Source organism: Streptomyces sp. NPDC007907, assembly GCF_042959365.1.
Lineage (GTDB): Bacteria > Actinomycetota > Actinomycetes > Streptomycetales > Streptomycetaceae > Streptomyces > Streptomyces indiaensis.
Genome location: NZ_JBIBKR010000001.1, coordinates 1,095,745 through 1,117,476, shown reverse-complemented (window position 1 = coordinate 1,117,476; position 21,732 = coordinate 1,095,745). Strand labels below are relative to the sequence as shown.

The window sequence follows — 21,732 nt, the reverse complement described above, 5'->3', positions numbered from 1 at the left end:
TCCGCCATCGGCATCTCGGCGGTGACGGCGGTCTACGGCCTGGCGTCCACCGGGTCCGGCCCGGAGGCCACGCTCTCGGCGTTCCGTGCGGCACTGACCGTGCCGCTCGCCCTGGTCGTGCTGGGCACGCTGATCTCACTGGTGAGCGTCCGGGAGGCCCGGCGCGCGGTGCGCAACGCGTCCCAGGTGAGCAGCGTCAACGCCAGCCACACCAGCGCGAACCCGGCCCAGCGCTCCGGCGGCATCTCCTCGTGGAAGTAGAGGACGCCGAGCAGGAACTGCAGGACCGGTGTCGAGTACTGGAGCAGGCCGATGGTGGACAGCGGCACGCGGATGGCGGCCGCGCCGAAGCAGACCAGGGGGAGCGCGGTGACGATGCCGGCCGAGGCGAGCAGCGCCGCGTGCCCCGCACCCTCGGTCGCGAAGGTGGAGTCGCCCCGCGCGGAGAGCCACACCAGGAAGCCGAGCGCGGGCAGGAACTGGATCGCGGTCTCGGCGGCCAGCGACTCGATGCCGCCGAGGCCCACCTTCTTCTTCACCAGCCCGTAGGTGGCGAAGGAGAACGCGAGGCAGAGCGAGATCCACGGGGGCCGGCCGTAGCCGATGGTCAGCACGACGACCGCGACGACGCCGGTCCCGACCGCCGCCCACTGCGCCGGCCGCAGCCGCTCCTTCAGCAGCAGCACACCCATCGCGATGGTGACCAGCGGGTTGATGAAGTACCCGAGGGAGGCCTCGACGACGTGCCCGGAGTTCACGGACCAGATGTACAGCCCCCAGTTGACGGTGATCACCGCCGCGGCGACCGTGATCAGCGCCAGCTTGCGGGGCTGCCGCAGCAGCTCACCGGCCCAGGCCCAGCGGCGCAGCACCAGCAGGGCGGCGCCGACGAAGACCAGCGACCACACCATCCGGTGGGCCAGGATCTCCACCGCTCCGGCCGGCTTCAGCAGGGGCCAGAACAGGGGGACGAGCCCCCACATCCCGTAGGCCGCGAAGCCGTTCAGCAGTCCTATGTGCCGCTCACCCCTCGGCTTGCCGCTCACGTGCCCCTCCTTCGCGCCTGGTGCGTCCGCGTCCACGACGGTAACGCCGAGCGCCCCAGGATGTCATGCCCGTATCGGCATACGGTCATGACATCCGGGGGAGGGTGCGCGCGAGGGAAGTGTCAGCCCTTGAGCGCGGCGGCGATGGCCTCGGAGAACGGGGTGGTCGGCCGGCCGATCAGGCGGGACAGGTCACCCGAGGAGATGACCAGCTCGCCCTTCTCGATGGAGACGTCCACACCGGCCAGGATCCCGGCGAGCGGCTCGGGCAGGCCCGCGCCCGTCAGGATGCCGGTCAGGACCTCGGGCGAGACGGCGTTGTAGGTGATCTCCCTGCCGGTCCGGCGGCTCAGCTCCGCCGCGTACTCGGCGAAGCTCCACGGGGTGTCGCCGCCCAGCTCGTACGTCTTGTTCTCGTGCCCGTCGCCCGTCAGTACGGCGACGGCGGCCGCGGCGTAGTCGGCGCGGGCGGCGGAGGAGACCTTGCCCTCGCCGGCCGCGGCGACGACCGCGTTGTGCTCCAGCACCGGCGTGAGGTTCTCGGTGTAGTTCTCGTGGTACCAGCCATTGCGCAGCAGGGCGTAAGGCACACCGGAGTCCAGCAGGATCTCCTCGGTGCCGCGGTGGTCGTCGGCGAGGGCGGCGGTCAGGGTGCCCGGGGCGCTGGTGTAGGCGAGCAGGGCGACACCTGCGGTCTTGGCGGCGTCGATGACGACCTTGTGCTGCTGCACGCGGCCCTTGTCGAACTCGTTGCCGGAGATCAGCAGCACCTTGTCACCGGCCGAGAAGAGGCCGTCGTACGAGGCGGGGTCGTTGTAGTCGGCCAGGGCGATCCTCACCCCGCGGCCCGCGAAGTCGGCGGCCTTCTCCGCGTTGCGCACGACTGCGGTGATCTGCTCGGCCGGGACCTTCTCCAGCAGCTGCTCCACGACGTGACGGCCGAGGTGTCCGGTGGCTCCGGTGACGACGATGCTCATGGTGAGGACTCTCCTTGTGGGGTGCGGTGCCACTAACGCTAGAGCATGCGCTAACTATGGGAAAGTACCCACTTTGAAGTAAGGTACTGGCATGGCAGTAAGTGACAACGAGGGCCTGTGCCCGTACCGGCTGGTCCTGGAGCACGTCACCAGCCGCTGGGGCGTGCTCGTCCTGACCGAGCTCATGGACCGCCCCTACCGCTTCAGCGAACTGCGCCGCGCGATCGGCGCCTACGGAGGCCGGGGCGTCAGCGAGAAGATGCTGACCCAGACCCTCCAGACCCTGGAGCGGGACGGCCTCGTCCACCGCGACGCCAAACCCGTCATCCCGCCCCGCGTCGACTACTCCCTCACCGACCTGGGCCGTGAGGCCGCCGAACAGGTCCGGGCCCTCACGGCCTGGACGCACCGGCGCATGGACGACGTGGAGAAGGCGCGGCGCACATACGACGAGGCCCGGGCCGCCTCCTAGCGGTCCCGGGCCTCGTGGGCGTACGGACAGGTCAGCCCACGACCGTCCAGGTGTCGCCGCCCGCCAGCAGCGCGCCCAGATCACCCTTGCCGTGCTGCTCGATGGCGGTGTCCAGCTGGTCGGCCATCTGCGTGTCGTAGACGGGCCGCTCGACCGAGCGCAGGACACCGATCGGCGTGTGGTGCAGGGTGTCCGGGTCGGCGAGGCGCGACAGCGCGAACGCCGTGGTCGGGGACGGGGAGTGCGCGTCGTGGACGAGCACCCGGTCCTCGTTCTCCGGTGTCACCGCCACCACCTTCAGATCACCGGTCAGCGGGTCCCTCACGACACCCTTGGCCAGGTCCGCGCCGAAGCGGATCGGCTTGCCGTGCTCCAGCCGGATCACGGCCTCCTCGGCCTGCTGCTTGTCCTTGAGGGCGTCGAAGGCGCCGTCGTTGAAGATGTTGCAGTTCTGGTAGATCTCGATCAGCGCCGTGCCCTGGTGGGTGGAGGCCTGCCGCAGCACCTCCGTCAGGTGCTTGCGGTCCGAGTCCACCGTCCGCGCCACGAAGGACGCCTCCGCGCCGAGCGCCAGCGACACGGGGTTGAACGGCGCGTCCAGCGAACCCATCGGCGTCGACTTGGTGATCTTCCCGACCTCGGAGGTCGGCGAGTACTGGCCCTTGGTCAGACCGTAGATCCGGTTGTTGAACAGCAGGATCTTGAGGTTGACGTTGCGGCGCAGCGCGTGGATCAGGTGGTTGCCGCCGATCGACAGCGCGTCGCCGTCACCGGTGACGACCCACACCGACAGATCCCGGCGGGAGCTCGCCAGACCCGTGGCGATGGCCGGGGCGCGGCCGTGGATGGAGTGCATCCCGTAGGTGTTCATGTAGTACGGGAAGCGCGAGGAGCACCCGATGCCCGAGACGAAGACGATGTTCTCCTTCGCCAGCCCCAGCTCGGGCATGAAGCCCTGCACCGCGGCGAGGATGGCGTAGTCACCGCAACCGGGGCACCAGCGCACTTCCTGGTCGGACTTGAAGTCCTTCATCGATTGCCTGCCCTCGGCCTTGGGGACGAGAGACAGCGCCTCGATGGTGCCCGTGCCGTGCATGGACGTGTCAGCCATCGATGGCCTCCTTCAACGCCGCGGCGAGCTGCTCCGCCTTGAACGGCATGCCGTTGACCTGGGTGTACGAGTGGGCGTCGACCAGGTACTTCGCCCGGATGAGCGTGGCGAGCTGCCCGAGGTTCATCTCGGGAATCACCACCTTGTCGTAGCGCTCCAGCACCTCGCCCAGATTCCGCGGGAAGGGGTTGAGATGGCGCAGGTGCGCCTGCGCGACGGACTCCCCGGCCCGGCGCAGCCGCCGCACCGCCGCCGTGATCGGCCCGTACGTCGAACCCCAGCCGAGCACCAGCGTCCTGGCCTCGTGGGGGTCGTCCACCTCGACGTCCGGGACGTCGATGCCGTCGATCTTCGCCTGCCGGGTGCGCACCATGAAGTCGTGGTTGGCCGGGTCGTAGGAGATGTTGCCCGTGCCGTCCTGCTTCTCGATGCCGCCGATCCGGTGCTCCAGACCCGGCGTGCCCGGGATCGCCCACGGGCGGGCCAGCGTCTGCGGGTCCCGCTTGTACGGCCAGAACACCTCGGAGCCGTCGTCGAGCGTGTGGTTCGGGCCCTGCGCGAACTGCACCCGCAGATCCGGCAGCTCCTCGATGTCCGGGATCCGCCACGGCTCGGAACCGTTGGCCAGATAGCCGTCGGACAGCAGGAACACCGGCGTGCGGTACGTCAGCGCGATCCGCGCCGCCTCCAGCGCGGCGTCGAAGCAGTCCGCCGGGGTGCGCGGCGCGACCACCGGCACCGGAGCCTCGCCGTTGCGCCCGTACATCGCCTGCAGCAGGTCCGCCTGCTCGGTCTTGGTGGGCAGACCCGTCGACGGGCCGCCGCGCTGGATGTCCACGACGAGCAGCGGCAGCTCCAGCGAGACCGCCAGGCCGATCGTCTCCGACTTCAGCGCCACACCCGGACCGCTCGTCGTGGTCACCGCCAGCGAACCGCCGAAGGCCGCGCCCAGCGCGGCCCCGATGCCTGCGATCTCGTCCTCCGCCTGGAAGGTCCGCACGCCGAAGTTCTTGTGTTTGGACAGTTCGTGCAGGATGTCAGACGCCGGAGTGATCGGGTACGACCCCAGGTACAGCGGCAGATCCGCCTGCCGGCTCGCCGCGACCAGCCCGTACGACAGGGCGAGGTTGCCGGAGATGTTGCGGTACACACCCGGCGGGAACGCCGTGGCCGCCGGGGCGACCTCGTAGGAGACGGCGAAGTCCTCCGTCGTCTCACCGAAGTTCCAGCCGGCCCGGAACGCCGTGATGTTGGCCGCCGCGATGGCGGGCTTCTTCGCGAACTTCGACTTCAGGAACTTCTCCGTGCCCTCGGTGGGCCGGTGGTACATCCAGCTCAGCAGGCCCAGCGCGAACATGTTCTTGCTGCGCTCGGCCTCCTTGCGGCTGAGGTCGAACTCCTTCAGCGCCTCCACCGTGAGCGTGGTCAGCGGCACGGGGTGCACGTGGTAGCCGTCCAGCGAGCCGTCCTCCAGCGGGGACGTCTCGTAGCCGACCTTCTGCATCGCCCGCTTGGTGAACTCGTCCGTGTTGACGATCACCTCGGCGCCGCGCGGCAGGTCGCCGATGTTGGCCTTCAGCGCGGCCGGGTTCATCGCCACCAGCACGTTGGGAGCGTCACCGGGCGTGAGGATGTCGTGGTCGGCGAAGTGCAGCTGGAAGGACGACACACCCGGCAGGGTCCCGGCGGGCGCCCTGATCTCGGCCGGGAAGTTCGGCAGCGTCGACAGGTCGTTGCCGAACGACGCGGTCTCCGAGGTGAAACGGTCACCGGTGAGCTGCATGCCGTCACCCGAGTCCCCCGCGAACCTGATGATCACCCGGTCGAGACGGCGGACGTCCTTCGCCCCTGCCGCTTTGCGCTGCTCTCCTGCGACTGCTTCGTCGGCCTGCTCCGCTGGGCTACTGACCTGGCTGGTCACTGAACTGGACCTCCCTCGAGGACGCTGTCCGGGACAGGCCTTCCCGCAGGCCCTCCCGGGATCAACACTACGACCGCAGGGGTCGCGTTCTGTGGGTCATTCGCATCTTGGACACGACTTCGGTATGGCTATGCGTCCCTCTTTGTCCGGGTTTCCGGCGTTGGGGATCGTGAACGTCAGGAATTGAGATACGTCAGAACGGCCAGGACCCTGCGGTGATCACCCTCGCTCGGGGACAGGCCCAGCTTCAGGAAGATGTTGCTGACGTGCTTCTCGACCGCACCGTCGCTGACCACCAGCTGCCGCGCGATCGCCGAGTTCGTCCGCCCCTCGGCCATCAGCCCCAGCACCTCGCGCTCCCGCGGGGTGAGACCGGCCAGCACGTCCTGCTTGCGGCTGCGGCCCAGCAACTGCGCGACCACCTCCGGGTCGAGCGCCGTCCCGCCCTCCGCCACCCGGACCACCGCGTCCACGAACTCCCGCACCTCGGCGACCCGGTCCTTCAGCAGATAGCCGACGCCCCGGCTGGACCCCGCGAGCAGCTCCGTGGCGTAACGCTCCTCCACGTACTGCGACAGCACCAGCACCCCGAGGCCCGGGTGCGCCTTGCGCAGCTGCACCGCCGCCCGCACCCCCTCGTCGGTGTGTGTCGGCGGCATCCGCACGTCCGCCACGACCACGTCCGGCAGCTCGCCCTGCGCGTCGAACTCCGTGATGGTCTTGATCAGCGCCTCGCCGTCCCCCACACCTGCGACCACGTCGTGCCCGCGGTCGGTCAGCAGCCGGGTCAGGCCCTCCCTGAGCAGCACTGAATCCTCGGCGATGACCACCCGCACCCTGTCCTCCACGATGTCCGGCCCCCCACAGCCCGTTGCCGCCCGTCCGCGGCCCACAACGGCCCCGCGCCCACCCGTGCGACAACACCAGCATTTCAGGGTCGGGACGCGGATGGGGGGAGGAGCGTTTTCTTGCCCGACGAAATCGGGAGGGGGGATTGCTTTCTGTCTCACCGTGTCGAGTGGTGGGTTGGCGAAGGCCGGGGGTCACCGCACCCCGACCGGAGGTCACTTCACGTCCGCTCCCCGCCACGGCAACTCCGCGGTCACCCGCGTCGGCCCGCCCCCCGGCGAATCCACCACCAGGATCCCGTCCACCGCGTCCAGCCGGTCCGCCAACCCCGCAAGGCCCGACCCCCGCGACACGTCGGCCCCGCCCACACCGTTGTCCACGACCTGGAGCATCAGCCGGTTCTCCGTCCGCCACACCTCCACGCCCGCCCACGTGGCCCGCGCATGCTTGCTGACGTTCTGCAGCAGCTCCGACACCGTGAAGTACGCGATCCCCTCGATCGCCGGCGCGGGCCGCTCCACCAGGTCCACCTCGACCCGCACCGGCACCGTGCACCGCGACGCCACCGCCGACAGCGCCGCGTCCAGCCCGCGGTCGGTCAGCACCGCCGGATGGATGCCCCGGGCCAGGTCCCGCAGCTCCTGCAGCGCCGTCTTCACCTCGCCGTGCGCCTCGTCCACCATCCGCGCGGCCACCCGCGGATCCTCCTGCAGCTTCTCCTTCGCCAGCCCCAGATCCATGGCCAGCGCCACCAGCCGGGCCTGCGCCCCGTCGTGCAGATCCCGCTCGATGCGCCGCAGATCGGCCGCCGCCGTGTCCACCACGACCCCCCGGTCCGACTCCAGCTCCACCACCCGCGAGGCCAGCCGCGACGGCCCGAGCAACCCGTGCACCATCACCCGGTCCACCGTCGTCAGCGCCCGCACGATCCACGGCGTGGCCATCGTGAACAGCAGACCCACCAGCGCGGTCACCGTGATCTCGAACGGGTTGTCGAGGTAGATCAGATGCGCCTCGCCGCCGTACAGCTGGATCCCGTCCTGACCGGCGTACACCGGGAACACCCAGAACCACAGCGGATACGTCAGCAGCGCCCAGCCCAGCGCCCACACGTTCACGGAGACGGCGAACGAGAACACCGCCCACGGCAGATGCAGCACCGCGTACAGCAGGGCCCGCCACGAGGCGCCGCTCTTGAGGACGGCCCCCATCCACGCCATCGCGCCCGGCTTCTTCGACCGCAACGGCTCCGGCTCGGCCACCTCCAGACCCAGCAGCCCGCGCGCCCGCATCCGCTCCAGCGCCCCCAGACCGCGGCACCCGGCGAGCGCCGCCGCCAGCACCGGTATGCCGAGGAACGTCACCAGCAGCCCCACCCCCAGCGACACCATCGTGACCGCGTAGGTGAACAGCAGAATGCCCATCGGCAGGCCGAGCAGCACATGGGCCAGCTCCAGCCAGGTGCGGAGCTCGACCGGCGCCCGCAGCGCGGCCGGCAGCCGGTGCCGCCGTTCGGTGCTCCCGGGGAACCCGGACCCGCTGTCGAGCCCGTACCCCTGTCCGTACTCCGTGGCCATCGGCGCCGTCCTTCTCCTCGTCCCGCGGCTGTGCTCTCGTACGTCCACCCTGCTCCGCCGCAGGTCGAGCGACCATGGAGTCCGTCGGCGTCTCGGGCGGGGGGTTTTCCCTACCCCGTGGCCCCCGAGCGGTCACGCCACGGCAGCTCCGCCGTGACCGTCGTCGGGCCGCCCTCGGGCGACTCCAGCACGAAGAGACCGTCGACGGCGTCCAGCCGCTCCGCCAGGCCCTTCATCCCCGTACCGCCGTCGAGGCTCGCACCCCCACCCCCGTCGTCCCACACCTGAATGAGCAGACGGGTGTTGGTCCGCCACACATCCACCGAGGCCGACCTCGCCCCGCTGTGCTTGCTGACGTTCTGCAGCAGCTCCGAGACGGTGAAGTACGCGATGCCCTCGATGGCCGCGGCCGGCCGCTCCGGCAGATCGACCGTCACCTTCACCGGGACCGTGCAGCGCGTGGCGACCGACGACAGGGCCGCGTCCAGCCCGCGGTCGGTCAGGACCGCCGGATGGATGCCACGCGCCAGATCCCGCAGCTCCTGGAGCGCCAGCTTCACCTCGCCGTGCGCTTCCTCGACCATCGCCGCCGCCGCGTCGGGGTCCTCCAGCACCTTCTCCTTGGCCAGGCCCAGCCCCATCGCCAGATTGACCAGCCGGGCCTGCGCCCCGTCGTGCAGATCCCGCTCGATGCGCCGCAGGTCGGCCGCGGCCGTGTCCACCACGACCCCCCGGTCCGACTCCAGCTCGGCGATCCGCCGCTCCAGCTCGTCGGAGGGCGACAACAGCGCCCGCACCATGGCCCGGTCGGCGTTGGTCAGCCCCCGTGCGAGGAACGGCAGCACCGGCCACAGCACGAACAGCGAGACCAGCGTGACCGTGAAGGTGAGCACGCCCCAGGGCAGCCGGATGAGCTCGTACAGCACCGTGCGCCAGCCCACCGGGTCCTTGAGCTGCATCCACAGCCGCTGGAAGAAGCCGCCCCCACCGCGCAGCCGCAGCCGGCTCGGCTCCTCGATCCGCACCCCGAGCAGCGCCCGCGCCCTGGCCCGCTCCAGCCTGCCCAACTGCCGTGCACCCACCAGTCCGACCGCGAGGAGCGGGAACCCGACCACCGTGACGGTCAGGCCGAAACCGATGGACAGCATCGTCACGACATAGGTGAAACCGAGCAGCGCCACCGGAAGGTTGGCCAGCAGGTGCGCGATCTCTTTCCAGGTGTGCCGGTCATAGGCGAGCCGGGCCGGCGGCGGACGGTCGTCCGGCCATGCGGCCGACCGGGCCGCCGTCGTGCCCGGGGACGGGATGCGTTGGGTCATGTGCGTCAGCGTGCCTGGCCGCGAGCTGCCGCGCCATGAGGGGGACCGCCACGATCGACTGAGGAAAACCCCACCCCCCTGTCCCGGGCGGTGACGGGCTGCTTACCCTGCCCTTATCAGGGCCTAGACTCCCGTGCGTACAGATCGTCGAACGGCTGCCTCCCCGTGAGCCGCAGCATCGTCGCAGGACCCAGTCCGAATTTTGAGGGAGCGAGGGACGGACGTGCCGGAACCGACCGTCGTCACCACGACCGTCGTCGCGGCGGACTACTTCCAGTCCTACTCGGTCGTCGGACTGCTCGCCGTGATCGGCGTGCTGTTCGTCGCCGTTGCCTTCGGGGCCGGCCGCCTGCTGCGGCCCGTCGTCCCCACCCCCGAGAAACTCCTGACGTACGAGTGCGGCGTCGACCCCGTCGGCGAGGGCTGGGCCCACACCCAGGTCCGCTACTACGTGTACGCCTTCCTCTACGTGATCTTCGCCGTCGACTCGATCTTCCTGTTCCCCTGGGCGACCGTCTTCGCCGCCCCCGGCTACGGCGCGACGACCCTGGCCGAGATGTTCATCTTCCTCGGCTTCCTGGCGGTCGGCCTGCTCTACGCCTACAAGAAGGGCGTCCTGGCATGGACGTGAACCCCACGGTGTCCGAGCCTGTTCTGCTGCCCGAGCCCAAGCGGCTGGGCGCCCTGGCCCGCCTCGCCCCCGAGCCGATGAAGGTCGTCCTCAACTGGGGCCGCCGCTACTCCCTCTGGGTCTTCAACTTCGGCCTCGCCTGCTGCGCGATCGAGTTCATCGCCGCGTCGATGGCCCGCCACGACTTCATCCGCCTCGGCGTCATCCCGTTCGCCCCGGGCCCCCGCCAGGCCGACCTGATGGTGGTCTCCGGCACGGTCACCGACAAGATGGCCCCCGCCGTCAAACGCCTCTACGAGCAGATGCCCGAGCCGAAGTACGTCATCTCCTTCGGCGCATGCAGCAACTGCGGCGGCCCCTACTGGGACTCCTACTCCGTCACCAAGGGCGTCGACCAGATCATCCCCGTCGACGTCTACGTCCCCGGCTGCCCGCCCCGGCCTGAGGCGCTGCTCCAGGGCATCCTCAAGCTCCAGGAGAAGATCGCCCGAGAGTCGCTGGGGGAGCGCTACGGCATCGCCGCGGAGCGTCCCTCGGCCGCGGCGCTGCAGAGCGGACTCGTGCAGCCGCCCGCAGCGGGCCCGACCGCGGGGGAGGGCCGATGACCGCCGTCGGCTGGCTGCCCGCGGACGCCGAGGAACTCTTCGGCACCGACGCCACCGCCGAGGAGTCCTACGAGGTCCTGACGGTCGACGTTCCCCCGGCCGCCTGGATCACCGCCCTCAAGACCGCCCGCGACCGCCTCGGCTGCACCTACTTCGACTGGCTGAGCGCAGTCGACGAACCCGGCACCGGCTTCCGCGTCACCGCCCACGTCGCCGCGCTCGCCCCCGTGCGACGCCTCCTGCTGCGCACGACGGTCCCGCACGAGGCTCCCACTCTCCCGTCGGCCATCGACGTCTACGCGGGTGCCGCCTGGCACGAACGCGAGACGCACGAGATGTTCGGCGTCACCTTCGAAGGCCACCCGGCGCTGGACCACCTGCTCCTGCCCGAGAACTTCGAAGGCCACCCCCTGCGCAAGGACTTCGTCCTGGCCGCCCGCGTCGCCAAGGCCTGGCCCGGCGCGAAGGAACCGGGCGAGTCGGAACACGGCGGCCCCAAGCGACGCCAGATGCTCCCGCCCGGCGTCCCCGACCCCAACGAGTGGGGCCCCCTCAAGGGCCAACTCCCCCCGGCCCCCGCCCGAGGCGCGGGCCGCGCAGCAGGCGAACGCCCGGCCCGAGGCGCCGCACGCCCCACGGGAGAACGCCCCGTACGACGCACTCGCTCGGTGTCGGAGGGCTCGGCGAGCCAGTCCGCCGCCGGTGCGCAGACCCCGACAGCCGGAGCGACCGGCCCGACTGCCCCGCGCCGGACCCGCTCGGCGTCGGAGGGCTCCGCGAGCCAGTCCGCCACCGCCCCCGAGACTCCGGCTGCCGCCCGGCGTACCCGTACGGCCGCGGAAGGCTCGGCGAGCCGGTCCACCGCCGGCACGGAAGGCTCGGCGAGTCAGTCCACCGCCGGCACGGAAACCCCGGCTGCCGGAACGGAGACGTCGGCTGCGGGTCCGGAACCTTCGGCTGCCCGGCCGGAACGTTCGGCTGAGGGCCCGGAGGCTTCCGCTGCCCGGGCGGAACCTTCGGCTGCCGGGACGGAGGCTTCGGCTCCGGGTCCTGAGGCTTCGGCTGCCGACGCTGAGACTTCGGCTGCCCGGGCCTCCTCGGGACCACGGCGGAACCGCTCGGCGGCGCAGGGATCGACGAGTCAGCAGCCCAGCCGGCCGACGTCGACGCCCGACCCCGCGTCCCCGACGTCCGGCCCGGCCTCGTCGAGCGCCCCGCGCAGCTCGGACGCCCCCTGGCACCACGCCCGCCCCGCCTTCGACGAACCGACCCCGGAACCGTCTCCCGAGGCAGCGCCGTTGCCGGCACGGGAGGCCGGGGACGAGCCCCAGCCCTCCGAGCCGCCGGATCACCCGGAGGACTCGGGGTCCCCGAAAGCTTCGGACGCCCCTGAGCGTGCTGCGAGCCCGGCGGACACCTCGGACGCCCCGGGCACCCCCGACTCGGCGACCCGGCCGGACCCCTCGGACGACACCGCGAAGCCCACGGGCAACCAGGACGACCCCGAGCACCGGGACGACCCCGAGCACCGGGAAGACCCGGGAAGCCCCGGAAAGCCCGACCATCCCAAGAACCCCAGCAACTCCAGGAACCGCAGCAACTCCAGGAACCCTGAGAACCCCGAGGACCCCGCAGGAGGCCCGCAGTGAACGACGTGCTCGACGTCGCCCTGCGACTCCTGGTCGTCTTCGTCGTCTTCCTCACCCTCCCCCTGATCATCGGCCAGACCGAACACAAGGTCATGGCCCACATGCAGGGCCGCCTCGGCCCCATGTACGCCGGCGGCTTCCACGGCTGGGCCCAGCTGATCGCCGACGGCGTGAAGTTCGCGCAGAAGGAGGACGTCGTCCCCGCGGGCGCCGACCGCCGCATCTTCCAACTGGCTCCCGCCGTCGCCCTCCTGCCCTACCTCCTCGTCCTGCTCGCCATCCCCATCGGCCCCGGCGAGGGAGCCGTCGGCCAGGTCATCGACGCCGGCGTCTTCTTCGTCCTTGCCGTCACGGGCGTCGGCGTCCTCGGCTCGCTCATGGCCGGCTGGGCGTCCGCGAACAAGTTCTCCCTGCTCGGAGGCCTGCGCACCGCCGCCCAGCTCCTCGCCTACGAACTGCCGATGCTCCTGACGGCCGCCTCGGTGGCGATGGCGGCCGGCACCGTCTCCCTCCCCGGCATCCTCGACGCCTTCGAGTGGTGGTGGCTGCCCTGGCAGATCGTCGGCGCGATCGTCTTCTTCGTGGCCGGCCTCGCCGAACTGCAGCGCCCTCCCTTCGACATGCCCGTCGCCGACTCGGAGATCATCTTCGGCGCGTACACCGAGTACACCGGTCTCCGCTTCGCTCTCTTCCTCCTCGCCGAGTACGCCGGAATCGTCGTCCTGTGCGGTCTGACCACCGTCCTCTTCCTCGGCGGCTGGCACGGCCCCTGGGGCGCCGACGCCCTCGGCTGGGTATGGACCCTGCTGAAGACCGCCGTCCTCGCCTTCCTCGTGATCTGGCTGCGCGTCACCTACCCGCGTCTGCGCGAGGACCAGCTCCAGAAGCTGTCCTGGACCCTCCTCGTCCCCCTTTCCCTCGCTCAGATCGCCCTCACCGGCATCGTCAAGGTGGTGATCCAGTAACCATGGCCCCCCTTCCTGGCAGTGGCCTCGCCAAGGGCCTGGCCGTCACCCTCCGCACGATGACGAAGAAGTCCGTCACCGCGCAGTACCCGGACGCCCAGCCCGACCTCCCGCCCCGCACCCGCGGTGTGATCGGCCTGTTCGAGGAGAACTGCACGGTCTGCATGCTGTGCGCCCGTGAGTGCCCGGACTGGTGCATCTACATCGACTCCCACAAGGAGACGGTCCCCCCGGCGGCTCCGGGCGGCCGCGAGCGCAGCCGCAACGTCCTCGACCGCTTCGCCATCGACTTCTCCCTGTGCATGTACTGCGGTATCTGCATCGAGGTCTGTCCTTTCGACGCCCTGTTCTGGTCTCCCGAGTTCGAGTACGCCGAGACCGACATCCGTGAGCTCACCCACGAGCGCGACAAGCTCCGCGAGTGGATGTGGACCGTCCCGGCCCCGCCGGCCCTCGACCCCGGCGCGGAGGAGCCGAAGGAACTCGCCGCCGCCCGCAAGGCCGCCGACAAGCTGGCCGCCCAGCAGGCCCCGCCGGCCGCCGAACCGCACGCCGACGAGCAGGCCCGAGCCGCCGAGCAGCCCACCCGCCCCCAGGGCGACTCCAAGCAGCAGACCGACCAGCCGAAGCCGGACCGCCCGGAGCTGGATCGCCCTGACCAAGGTCATCCGATGCCGGGTCACCCCAAGCCGGGGCAGGAGGGCGCGGAATGATCCTCGCCGCAAGCAGTGCTGCCTACTTCGCGACCGGTCACACCACCGGAGCCGCCGCACAAACCCACGGTTTCCTCTCCCCGACCGGCGTCGAGATCGCCTTCCTCCTCGTCGGCCTGGTGACCTTCGGCGCGGCCCTCGTCACCGTCACCACCAAGCAGCTGGTGCACGCCGCCCTGTGGCTGGTGGTCACCCTCGGCGGCCTCGCCGTCGAGTACCTCCTGCTCACCGCCGAGTTCATCGCGTGGGTGCAGGTCCTCATCTACGTCGGTTCCGTCGTCGTCCTCCTCCTGTTCGGTCTGATGCTCACCAGAGCCCCCATCGGCCGCTCCCCGGACGCCGACTCCGGCAACCGCTGGGCCGCCCTCGCCGTGGCCGTCGCCGCTGCCGCCGCCCTGGTCTGGGTCGTCGTCGACGCCTTCCGCACGACCTGGATCGACCTGGACGGTCCCGCCGCCGGCTCCACCGAGGCCACCGGCGCGAGTCTCTTCCAGAACTGGGTGCTCCCCTTCGAGGCCCTCTCCGTCCTCCTCCTCGCCGCCCTGGTCGGCGCCATCGTCCTGTCCCGCAAGGCGAAGGCGGAGTCGAGCTCTCCCCCCGTGAACGCCCCGGCCACCACCAAGAGTTCCCGAACCGTCACGGAGAGTTCAGGTAATGCGGGGCGTTCCGAGCAGGAAGGGGCCCGCTGATGCACCTCGCCTACCCCGCCGTCCTCTCCGCCCTGCTCTTCTGCACGGGCCTGTACGGCGTGCTCGCCCGCCGCAACGCGATCCTGGTCCTGATGTCGGTCGAGCTGATGCTCAACGCCGTCAACCTCAACCTGGTCGCCTTCGACGTCTGGCTCAGCAGGGCCGCCGAGGAGACCCTGCACTCCGGCCAGGCCCTGACCCTGTTCACCATCGCCATCGCCGCCGCGGAGATCGGCATCGGCCTGGCGATCGTCCTCGCCGTCCACCGCAACCGCGGCACCGCGGACATCGACAAGCTCCGCGACACCGCCGAACGGCACGACCCCGACGGCCCCGACCACGACGCCCTCACGGCCGAGCGGTCCGACGAGGGCCAGAAGGCTGAGGCCACCGCGTGACCACGACCACCCTCGCCGCCCTCGTCCCCCTCCTTCCTTTCCTCGGCGCCGTCGCCGGCCTGCTGCTGGGCCGCACGGCACCCGGCTTCGTCCGCCCGCTCGCCGTCCTGCCGACGCTCACCTCCCTGGTGCTCGCCGCGGTGGTCGCCGGACGCCAGGGCGGCGGCGCGGCCGTCGACTCGGCCACGGAACTCACCCCCACCGGCTCTGTCCCGATCGAGCTCGCCCTGCACATCGACGGCTTCGCCGCCCTCGTCGCCGTCCTGGTCGGCCTCGTCGCGTCCTGCGTGCAGATCTACTCGACGGGCTACCTGCGCGACGACCCGCGCTACCCCTCCTACGCCGCCCTCGTCTCGCTGTTCACCTCCGCGATGTTCCTGGTCGTCTACTCCGGTGACCTGATCGTGCTGCTGGTCGGCTGGGAGGTCATGGGCATCTGCTCCTACTTCCTGGTCGGCCACTACTGGGAGACCCCCGAGGCGCGCGCCGCCTCCCTCAAGGCCTTCCTGGTCACCAAGCTCGGCGACGTTCCCTTCCTCATCGGCCTGTTCGCCCTGGCCACCGACGCCGGATCGTTCCGCATCACCCGGATCCTCGGCACCGTCGCGAGCGGCGGGCTCGACCATCCGACGCTGATCGCGCTGCTGCTCCTGGCCGGTGTGGCGGGCAAGTCGGCGCAGTTCCCGCTGCACACCTGGCTCCCCGACGCGATGGCGGGCCCGACCCCCGTCTCCGCGCTGATCCACGCCGCGACGATGGTCGCCGCCGGTGTCTACTTCATCGCCCGTCTCCTCCCGGTCTTCGAGGCCTCCCAGGCCGCGATGGTCGTCCTCGCCGTCATGGCCGCCGTCACGATGACCGGCTCGGCGCTCGCCGCGCTCGCCCAGGACGACATCAAGCGCGTCCTCGCCTACTCGACGATCGGCCAGCTCGGGTACATGACCGGCGCCCTCGCCGTGGGCGACCGCGGTGCCGCCGTGTTCCACCTCCTGTCCCACGGCGCCTTCAAGGCGCTGCTGTTCCTCGCGGCCGGCGTGATCATCCACGCCGCCGGCACCAACTCGCTCGCCGCCATGTCCCGCATGCGGAACCTGCGCGACCGCATCCCCGACGCCTACTGGACGATGACCGTGGCGCTGCTCGCGCTCGCCGCGATCCCGCCGTTCAGCGGCTTCTTCTCCAAGGAGGCCGTGCTCGGCGTCGCCGAGCACGTCGTCACCGGACACACCGAGCACACCCCCGCCGCCGCGGGCTGGATCGTCCTCGTCGCCGGTCTGCTCACGGCCGTACTCACCGCCGCCTACGCGATGCGCCTGTGGCTGCTCGCCTTCTGTGGCCGGGGAACCGAAGCCCCCGACCACGGCAGGCAGCCGCTGACGATGACCGTCGTGCTGTGGGTCCTCGCCGTCCCGTCCCTGGCGCTGGGCGGATTCGCGTTCCGCCTGCTGCCCGACTGGTTCGACGGACGCGACCTCGGCCCCACCCTGACCACCTCCGTGCTCGGCACGGGCCTGGCACTGGTCGGCGGCATCGTCACCTACGCGGCCTGGCGGCACACCACCGCCCTCGCGGCCCGTGTCCCCCTGGGCGCCGTCGCGGCCCACCCCGAGGGCGACGCCGCCCAGGTCGAGGCGGAAGCCATCGCCACCCACAAGCCGGCCTACGGCGACATCGCCTACACCCCCGATCCCGCCGACCCGGGACGGCTGCTGCTCGGCCCCCTGCACCGCCACGCGGCCGCCGGCTTCCATCTGGACGCCGTGTACACGGTCCTCTTCGTCCGCCCGGTCCAGGCCGGAGCGAGCCTCGTCCGGTTCCTCGACCGCGAGGTCGTCGAGACCTACGTCCGTGGTGCGGGTGCGCTGCCCCGCTGGCTCGGCGCCGCCGTACGGCGTGCCCAGACCGGCAACGTCCAGACCTATGTGAGCGCGCTGCTCGCCGGCACCGTCGTCCTCGCGGTCGCCGCCGTCCTCGTCGCCACGGGAGCGTGAGCAGGCGTGATCGATATCAACGAGTCCGTGATGCAGTTCCTTCTGGCATTCATCGTCGTCGGCCCGCTCCTCGGCGCCGTCGCGGCTCTCCTGCCCGCTCCGCCCGGACTGAAGGGGAAGTCACCCGAGCAGGCCGTGCTCCGGCACGGCGTGACCGTGACCGGCGTGATCCTCATCGCCGCGATCGTCCTCGCGCTCGGCTTCGACCACGACCATCCCTCCAAGATGCAGGCCACGACCGACATCAGCTGGATCCCCGCACTCGACGTGCGCATCCACCTCGGCGTCGACGGCATCTCCCTCCCCCTTCTGGTCCTGACCGCGCTGCTGACCTTCCTCTGCGCGCTCTACTCGTACTTCAAGATGCCCGAAGGCCCCGCCCCGAAGGCCTTCGTCGCCCTGCTGCTCGTCCTCGAGGGCGGCACGCTCGCGACTTTCGCCGTACTGGACCTGCTGCTGTTCTTCCTCGCCTTCGAGATGGTCCTCATCCCGATGTACTTCCTCATCGCCCGCTGGGGCGGCGAGGACCGGAGCCGGGCAGCCTGGCGATTCATCCTCTACACGCTGCTCGGATCCGTGGTCATGCTGCTCGGCCTGCTCCTGATCGGGATCAAGGCGGGCACGTTCGACATGATGGCACTCGCCACTGACAACGGCCGGTCACTCACCGCATCCGTGCAGGTCATCGCCGTTCTGGCGATCGGGATCGGGCTCGCGGTGAAGACGCCGATGTGGCCGCTGCACAGCTGGCTGCCCGACGCGCACACCGCCGCCCCCACCGTCGGCTCGGTCCTCCTGGCCGGCGTGCTGCTCAAGATGGGTACGTACGGATTCGTCCGGATCCTGCTCCCCATCGCGCCGGACGGTTTCCGCACCTTCGCGCCCTACCTCGCCGCCCTCGCCGTCGTCGGCATCATCTACGGATCCCTGGCCTGCCTGGCCCTCGCCAAGCAAGGCGCGAAGGGCGACCTCAAGCGCCTCATCGCCTACTCCTCCGTCGGCCACATGGGCTTCGTCCTGCTCGGCATCGCCACGATGACCCCGACCGGCGTGAACGGCGCCCTGTTCGCCAACATCGCCCACGGCCTCATCACCGGCCTGCTCTTCTTCCTGGTCGGCGCCCTGAAGGACCGCACCGGCACCACCGACCTCGACACCCTCGCCGAGGAGACCGGCGCCGCCCTCTACGGCAAGGCCCCGCGCCTCGGCGGCCTGCTCGCGTTCGCCGCCGTCGCCTCGCTCGGCCTGCCGGGCCTGGCCGGTTTCTGGGGCGAGATGCTGGCCCTGTTCGGCGCGTTCCGACCCGCCGAAGGCCTCAACCGCGCGGCCTTCCTCACCTTCATGGCGATCGGCGCGTTCGGCACCCTGCTGACGGCCGCATACCTGCTGATCGTGGTCCGCCGGGTCTGCATGGGCGCCCTGCCCCAGGACGCCCCGACCCTCACCGACGTCCGTTCCTACGAGTTCGCCGCGTGGACCCCGCTCGTCATCCTCACCGTCGTCGCGGGCCTGTGGCCCAGGGCCCTCCTCGGCCTGAGCGACCCGGCCGTCCAGCAGCTCCTCGCAGGAGGCACCCGATGAGCTCCCCGGCCCAGCCACTGGCGGCGTCGCTGGTCCAGTCCGTCGACTGGCTCGCCATCGCTCCGCCCACCATCGCCGCGGTCGTCGGACTCGTCGTCCTGGTCGCCGACCTGTTCGTCGCCGAGCACCGCAAGGCCCTGCTCGGCTGGACGTCGGTGGCCGGCCTGGCCGCCGCCACGGCGATGCTGCTGCCCCTCCTCGACGGCGACCGCAACACCTTCTGCCTGACCGGCGACGCCGCCGTCTGCAGCTACACGGCCGACCGTTTCACCCTGGTCATCCAGTTCCTGGTCCTCGGCGGCGCCCTCCTCGCCGCCCTCCTGTCCGTCACCGCCCTGAAGGACGCCCGCAAGGACCTCCCCGAGGGCGAGTACTGGTTCCTGCTGCTGTCCTCCGCGGCTGGAGCCGCCCTGCTGCCCGCCTCCCGCGACCTCGCGACCCTGATCGTCGCCCTCGAGGTCGCCTCGCTGCCCGCCTTCGCGCTGGTCGGCCTCAGGTACGGCGACCGGAAGTCCTCAGAAGCGGCCCTGAAGTTCTTCCTGTCCTCGGTCACCGCGACGGCGGTCAGCCTGATGGGCATCAGCTTCGTGTACGCCACCACGGGCACCCTCTACCTCACCCAGGTCGCCGAACGCATCCAGCACGTCGACGGGCAGTTCCACACCCTCGCCCAGGCCGGTGTGGTCCTCACCCTCGTCGGTTTCGCCTTCAAGACGGCCGCCGTGCCCTTCCACTTCTGGGTGCCCGACACCTACGTCGGAGCGCCCCTGCCGATCGCGGCCTACCTGTCGGTCATCGGCAAGGCGGTCGGCTTCAGCGGCCTCATCCTCGTCACGGTCGTGGCCCTCCCCTCGTACGCCGACGTCTGGGGCCCCGCCCTGGCAGCCCTGGCCGCGCTCACCATGACCGTCGGCAACGTCGGCGCCCTGCGCCAGCAGGCCACGCGCGCGTACAGCGCGGTACGGCTGCTCGCCTGGTCCTCCGTCGGCCAGGCCGGCTACCTCCTGGTGCCGATCGCCGCCGCCGCGTACTCCGGGGACGCCGAGAAATCGATCGGCTCCACCGTCGCCTACGCCCTGATGTACGGCGCCGTGAACCTCGGAGCCTTCGCCGTGGCCGCGCTCGTCGGCCGGACGAAGGTCCTGAACCGAGTCGCCGACTACCGCGGCCTGTACGCCTCCAGCCCCCTGTCCGCGCTGCTCCTGGCGTTCTTCCTGCTCTGCCTCGCCGGACTGCCGCCGGGCATCATCGGTCTCTTCGCCAAGGTCACCGTCTTCTCCGCGGCCGTCGACGCCGGCCTCGGCTGGCTGGCCGTGGTCATGGCCGTCAACGTCGTCATCGCGCTGTTCTACTACCTCCAGTGGACGGCCCTGCTGTTCCGCGCACCCGAGGGGGAACCGGAGAAACACCGCGTTCCCGGCCCGGTCACCGCCGCGATCGCTCTGACCGGGGTCCTCGGCATCGCTCTGTCCGGCGCCCCCCAGCTGGTCCTGCGCTTCACCGACACCGGACTCTTCTGAAGCCCGTTCCGGGCAGGGCCGACCCTCACGAGAACCGACCGTTCACACCGTCCGCTTACACCGCGCGCGTGCGGGCACTCGCCCTCCCACGCGCGCGCCGTCTCCCCGTGCCGTCACCCCGGACGGCCCACACCGGCTGCCCCACGCACCAGGGAACTCGAACCTCCCGCCTGGCGTTGACCAGTACGGGACGGTCCACTGGACGTGACGACGCGGCACCAGTGGCACCGCAGACACAGCAAGCAAAGGTCCCCCTGCCGCACCACTAGGAGGGCGTACCGTGCACCGCCGGCACAACGGGCTCAGGACAGCGATCCTCCTGGGAGGACTGTCCGCACTCATCATCGTCATCGGCAGCTTCTTCGGCCGCATGGGGCTCGTCATCGCCGTCCTGGTAGCACTGGCCACCAACGCGTACGCGTACTGGAACAGCGACAAACTGGCACTGCGGGCGATGCGCGCCCGTCCGGTGAGCGAGTTCGAGGCTCCTGCGCTCTACCGCATGGTCCGCGAGCTCTCCACCCAGGCCCGACAGCCCATGCCACGCCTGTACATCTCCCCGACGGAAGCACCCAACGCCTTCGCCACGGGACGCAACCCACGCAACGCCGCCGTGTGCTGCACCGACGGCATCCTGCGGCTGCTGGACGAGCGGGAGCTGCGCGGCGTCATCGGTCACGAACTCAGCCACGTCTACAACCGCGACATCCTCATCTCGTCGGTCGCGGGCGCCCTCGCCTCAGTCATCATGTTCCTGGTCAACTTCGCCTGGCTGATCCCCATCGGACGCTCGGACGACGACGACGGCCCCGGTCTGCTCGGCATGCTGCTGATCATGATCCTCGGACCGCTGGCCGCCTCGATCATCCAACTCGCCATCAGCCGCTCCCGTGAGTACCAGGCGGATGCCTCCGGAGCCCAGCTCACCGGAGACCCGCTCGCCCTGGCCAGCGCCCTGCGCAAGCTCGAACTCGGCACGAAGCAGCTCCCGCTGCCGCCCGAACCGCGCATCGAGACCGCCAGCCACATGATGATCGCGAATCCGTTCCGGCCCGGTCAGGGCCTCTCGAAGATGTTCTCCACACACCCGCCGATGGCGGAACGCATCGCCCGGCTCGAGCAGATGGCAGGTGGGAACCAGTGAGGACCGTACTCAACGTCATATGGCTCGTCCTGAGCGGCTTCTGGCTGTTCCTCGCCTACATGCTCGCGGGCCTGCTGCTGTGCATCACCATCATCGGCATCCCGTTCGGCATCGCGGCCTTCCGGATCGGCGTCTACGCCCTGTGGCCCTTCGGGTACACGACGATCGAGCGCCACGACGCGGGCGCGCCCTCCTGCGTGGGGAACGTGCTGTGGCTCGTGCTCGCGGGCTGGTGGCTCGCCCTCGGCCACATCACCACCGGCATCGCCTTGTGCCTCACGATCATCGGTATCCCGCTGGGTATCGCCAACTTCAAGCTCATCCCGGTCTCGTTGTTCCCGCTCGGCCGCGACATCGTGCGGACGAACGAGCCGTTCGCGGTGCGCTGACGGAGGGAAACCGGCCCTCCGGTGTCCACAGGTCAGGGGTTATCCACAGGCCGGCCCGGTTGTCGGCGGCGGCCTGCATGATGAACCCATGACCGCGAACGAGCAGTTGCCGCCCCGAGTCACGGACGCGCCTTACAACCCGTCCACGGGAAAACACACTTCGAGCCCCTGGCCACCGGCCCAGG

General features: G+C 70.7%; 20 protein-coding genes. 13 read left to right on the top strand and 7 right to left on the bottom strand.

Annotated elements, in window-relative coordinates:
• Positions 1-32 precede the first annotated feature (32 nt).
• A complete protein-coding gene (rarD, locus tag ACFZDI_RS05165) occupies positions 33-983 on the bottom strand; it encodes an EamA family transporter RarD (RefSeq protein WP_391248051.1) in 951 nt (316 codons plus the stop codon).
• Positions 984-1,168: 185 nt separating this feature from the next.
• Entirely contained in the window at positions 1,169-2,023 is an 855-nt protein-coding gene (locus ACFZDI_RS05160; RefSeq protein WP_391247780.1) for an NAD(P)H-binding protein, read from the bottom strand.
• 91 nt (positions 2,024-2,114) lie between these two features.
• Between ACFZDI_RS05160 and ACFZDI_RS05155 the strand changes: the two genes are divergently transcribed.
• Entirely contained in the window at positions 2,115-2,495 is a 381-nt protein-coding gene (locus ACFZDI_RS05155) for a winged helix-turn-helix transcriptional regulator (protein WP_391247778.1), read from the top strand.
• A gap of 31 nt (positions 2,496-2,526) precedes the next feature.
• On the opposite strand, the gene ACFZDI_RS05150 is transcribed toward ACFZDI_RS05155, so the two are convergent.
• From ACFZDI_RS05150 to ACFZDI_RS05130, 5 genes are all read right to left on the bottom strand, one after another.
• Positions 2,527-3,606 (bottom strand): thiamine pyrophosphate-dependent enzyme, encoded by a 1,080-nt coding sequence (locus ACFZDI_RS05150; RefSeq protein WP_391247776.1) that lies wholly within the window; start codon positions 3,604-3,606, stop codon positions 2,527-2,529.
• Positions 3,599-5,527, bottom strand: coding sequence for a 2-oxoacid:acceptor oxidoreductase subunit alpha (locus ACFZDI_RS05145; RefSeq protein ID WP_234846048.1), 1,929 nt, complete (start codon positions 5,525-5,527; stop codon positions 3,599-3,601). The genes ACFZDI_RS05150 and ACFZDI_RS05145 overlap by 8 nt, the downstream gene beginning before the upstream one ends.
• A 176-nt stretch (positions 5,528-5,703) precedes the next feature.
• Positions 5,704-6,363 carry a response regulator transcription factor gene (locus ACFZDI_RS05140; RefSeq protein WP_308287393.1) on the bottom strand — a complete coding sequence of 220 codons (660 nt, stop codon included), beginning with the start codon at positions 6,361-6,363 and terminating at the stop codon, positions 5,704-5,706.
• Between the two features lie 228 nt (positions 6,364-6,591).
• A complete protein-coding gene (locus ACFZDI_RS05135; protein ID WP_391247775.1) occupies positions 6,592-7,953 on the bottom strand; it encodes a sensor domain-containing protein in 1,362 nt (453 codons plus the stop codon).
• A 110-nt stretch (positions 7,954-8,063) separates the two neighbouring features.
• Positions 8,064-9,272 carry a sensor domain-containing protein gene (locus ACFZDI_RS05130; protein WP_391247773.1) on the bottom strand — a complete coding sequence of 403 codons (1,209 nt, stop codon included), beginning with the start codon at positions 9,270-9,272 and terminating at the stop codon, positions 8,064-8,066.
• Positions 9,273-9,495: 223 nt separating this feature from the next.
• On the opposite strand from ACFZDI_RS05130, the gene ACFZDI_RS05125 reads away from it, so the two are divergent.
• From ACFZDI_RS05125 to ACFZDI_RS05070, 12 genes are all read left to right on the top strand, one after another.
• Positions 9,496-9,903 carry an NADH-quinone oxidoreductase subunit A gene (locus tag ACFZDI_RS05125; protein WP_104785621.1) on the top strand — a complete coding sequence of 136 codons (408 nt, stop codon included), beginning with the start codon at positions 9,496-9,498 and terminating at the stop codon, positions 9,901-9,903.
• Positions 9,894-10,508, top strand: coding sequence for an NADH-quinone oxidoreductase subunit NuoB (locus ACFZDI_RS05120; RefSeq protein ID WP_391247771.1), 615 nt, complete (start codon positions 9,894-9,896; stop codon positions 10,506-10,508). The genes ACFZDI_RS05125 and ACFZDI_RS05120 overlap by 10 nt, the downstream gene beginning before the upstream one ends.
• Complete coding sequence (locus ACFZDI_RS05115; RefSeq protein ID WP_391247769.1) at positions 10,505-12,157, top strand: NADH-quinone oxidoreductase subunit C; 1,653 nt, start codon at positions 10,505-10,507, stop codon at positions 12,155-12,157. The genes ACFZDI_RS05120 and ACFZDI_RS05115 overlap by 4 nt, the downstream gene beginning before the upstream one ends.
• Entirely contained in the window at positions 12,154-13,122 is a 969-nt protein-coding gene (locus ACFZDI_RS05110) for an NADH-quinone oxidoreductase subunit H (RefSeq protein WP_391247767.1), read from the top strand. The genes ACFZDI_RS05115 and ACFZDI_RS05110 overlap by 4 nt, the downstream gene beginning before the upstream one ends.
• 2 nt (positions 13,123-13,124) lie before the next feature.
• On the top strand, positions 13,125-13,835 hold the full coding sequence (locus ACFZDI_RS05105) for a 4Fe-4S binding protein (RefSeq protein WP_391247766.1): 711 nt from the start codon (positions 13,125-13,127) through the stop codon (positions 13,833-13,835).
• Positions 13,832-14,524, top strand: a complete 693-nt coding sequence (locus ACFZDI_RS05100; protein ID WP_391247764.1) for an NADH-quinone oxidoreductase subunit J — start codon at positions 13,832-13,834, stop codon at positions 14,522-14,524. The genes ACFZDI_RS05105 and ACFZDI_RS05100 overlap by 4 nt, the downstream gene beginning before the upstream one ends.
• Positions 14,524-14,922 carry an NADH-quinone oxidoreductase subunit NuoK gene (gene nuoK, locus ACFZDI_RS05095; protein WP_391247762.1) on the top strand — a complete coding sequence of 133 codons (399 nt, stop codon included), beginning with the start codon at positions 14,524-14,526 and terminating at the stop codon, positions 14,920-14,922. The genes ACFZDI_RS05100 and nuoK overlap by 1 nt, the downstream gene beginning before the upstream one ends.
• A complete protein-coding gene (locus ACFZDI_RS05090; RefSeq protein ID WP_391247760.1) occupies positions 14,919-16,913 on the top strand; it encodes an NADH-quinone oxidoreductase subunit L in 1,995 nt (664 codons plus the stop codon). Before nuoK ends, ACFZDI_RS05090 begins: the two co-directional genes overlap by 4 nt.
• Before the next feature lie 6 nt (positions 16,914-16,919).
• The gene (locus ACFZDI_RS05085) at positions 16,920-18,494 is read left to right on the top strand and encodes an NADH-quinone oxidoreductase subunit M (protein ID WP_391247758.1); all 1,575 of its coding nucleotides are present in this window, start codon (positions 16,920-16,922) and stop codon (positions 18,492-18,494) included.
• Complete coding sequence (locus ACFZDI_RS05080; RefSeq protein ID WP_391247757.1) at positions 18,491-20,014, top strand: proton-conducting transporter membrane subunit; 1,524 nt, start codon at positions 18,491-18,493, stop codon at positions 20,012-20,014. The genes ACFZDI_RS05085 and ACFZDI_RS05080 overlap by 4 nt, the downstream gene beginning before the upstream one ends.
• A 280-nt stretch (positions 20,015-20,294) precedes the next feature.
• On the top strand, positions 20,295-21,158 hold the full coding sequence (htpX, locus tag ACFZDI_RS05075) for a zinc metalloprotease HtpX (protein WP_234846062.1): 864 nt from the start codon (positions 20,295-20,297) through the stop codon (positions 21,156-21,158).
• A complete protein-coding gene (locus ACFZDI_RS05070) occupies positions 21,155-21,547 on the top strand; it encodes a YccF domain-containing protein (protein WP_234846064.1) in 393 nt (130 codons plus the stop codon). The genes htpX and ACFZDI_RS05070 overlap by 4 nt, the downstream gene beginning before the upstream one ends.
• Positions 21,548-21,732 lie beyond the last annotated feature (185 nt).

Bases quoted from the DNA above. Each gene is read 5' to 3' on its own strand.
- rarD (WP_391248051.1), bottom strand. From the start codon at position 983: ATGTGGGGGCTCGTCCCCCTGTTCTGGCCCCTGCTGAAGCCGGCCGGA.
- ACFZDI_RS05160 (WP_391247780.1), bottom strand. From the start codon at position 2,023: ATGAGCATCGTCGTCACCGGAGCCACCGGACACCTCGGCCGTCACGTC.
- ACFZDI_RS05155 (WP_391247778.1), top strand. From the start codon at position 2,115: ATGGCAGTAAGTGACAACGAGGGCCTGTGCCCGTACCGGCTGGTCCTG.
- ACFZDI_RS05150 (WP_391247776.1), bottom strand. From the start codon at position 3,606: ATGGCTGACACGTCCATGCACGGCACGGGCACCATCGAGGCGCTGTCT.
- ACFZDI_RS05135 (WP_391247775.1), bottom strand. From the start codon at position 7,953: ATGGCCACGGAGTACGGACAGGGGTACGGGCTCGACAGCGGGTCCGGG.
- ACFZDI_RS05130 (WP_391247773.1), bottom strand. From the start codon at position 9,272: ATGACCCAACGCATCCCGTCCCCGGGCACGACGGCGGCCCGGTCGGCC.
- ACFZDI_RS05120 (WP_391247771.1), top strand. From the start codon at position 9,894: ATGGACGTGAACCCCACGGTGTCCGAGCCTGTTCTGCTGCCCGAGCCC.
- ACFZDI_RS05115 (WP_391247769.1), top strand. From the start codon at position 10,505: ATGACCGCCGTCGGCTGGCTGCCCGCGGACGCCGAGGAACTCTTCGGC.
- ACFZDI_RS05105 (WP_391247766.1), top strand. From the start codon at position 13,125: ATGGCCCCCCTTCCTGGCAGTGGCCTCGCCAAGGGCCTGGCCGTCACC.
- ACFZDI_RS05100 (WP_391247764.1), top strand. From the start codon at position 13,832: ATGATCCTCGCCGCAAGCAGTGCTGCCTACTTCGCGACCGGTCACACC.
- nuoK (WP_391247762.1), top strand. From the start codon at position 14,524: ATGCACCTCGCCTACCCCGCCGTCCTCTCCGCCCTGCTCTTCTGCACG.
- ACFZDI_RS05080 (WP_391247757.1), top strand. From the start codon at position 18,491: ATGAGCTCCCCGGCCCAGCCACTGGCGGCGTCGCTGGTCCAGTCCGTC.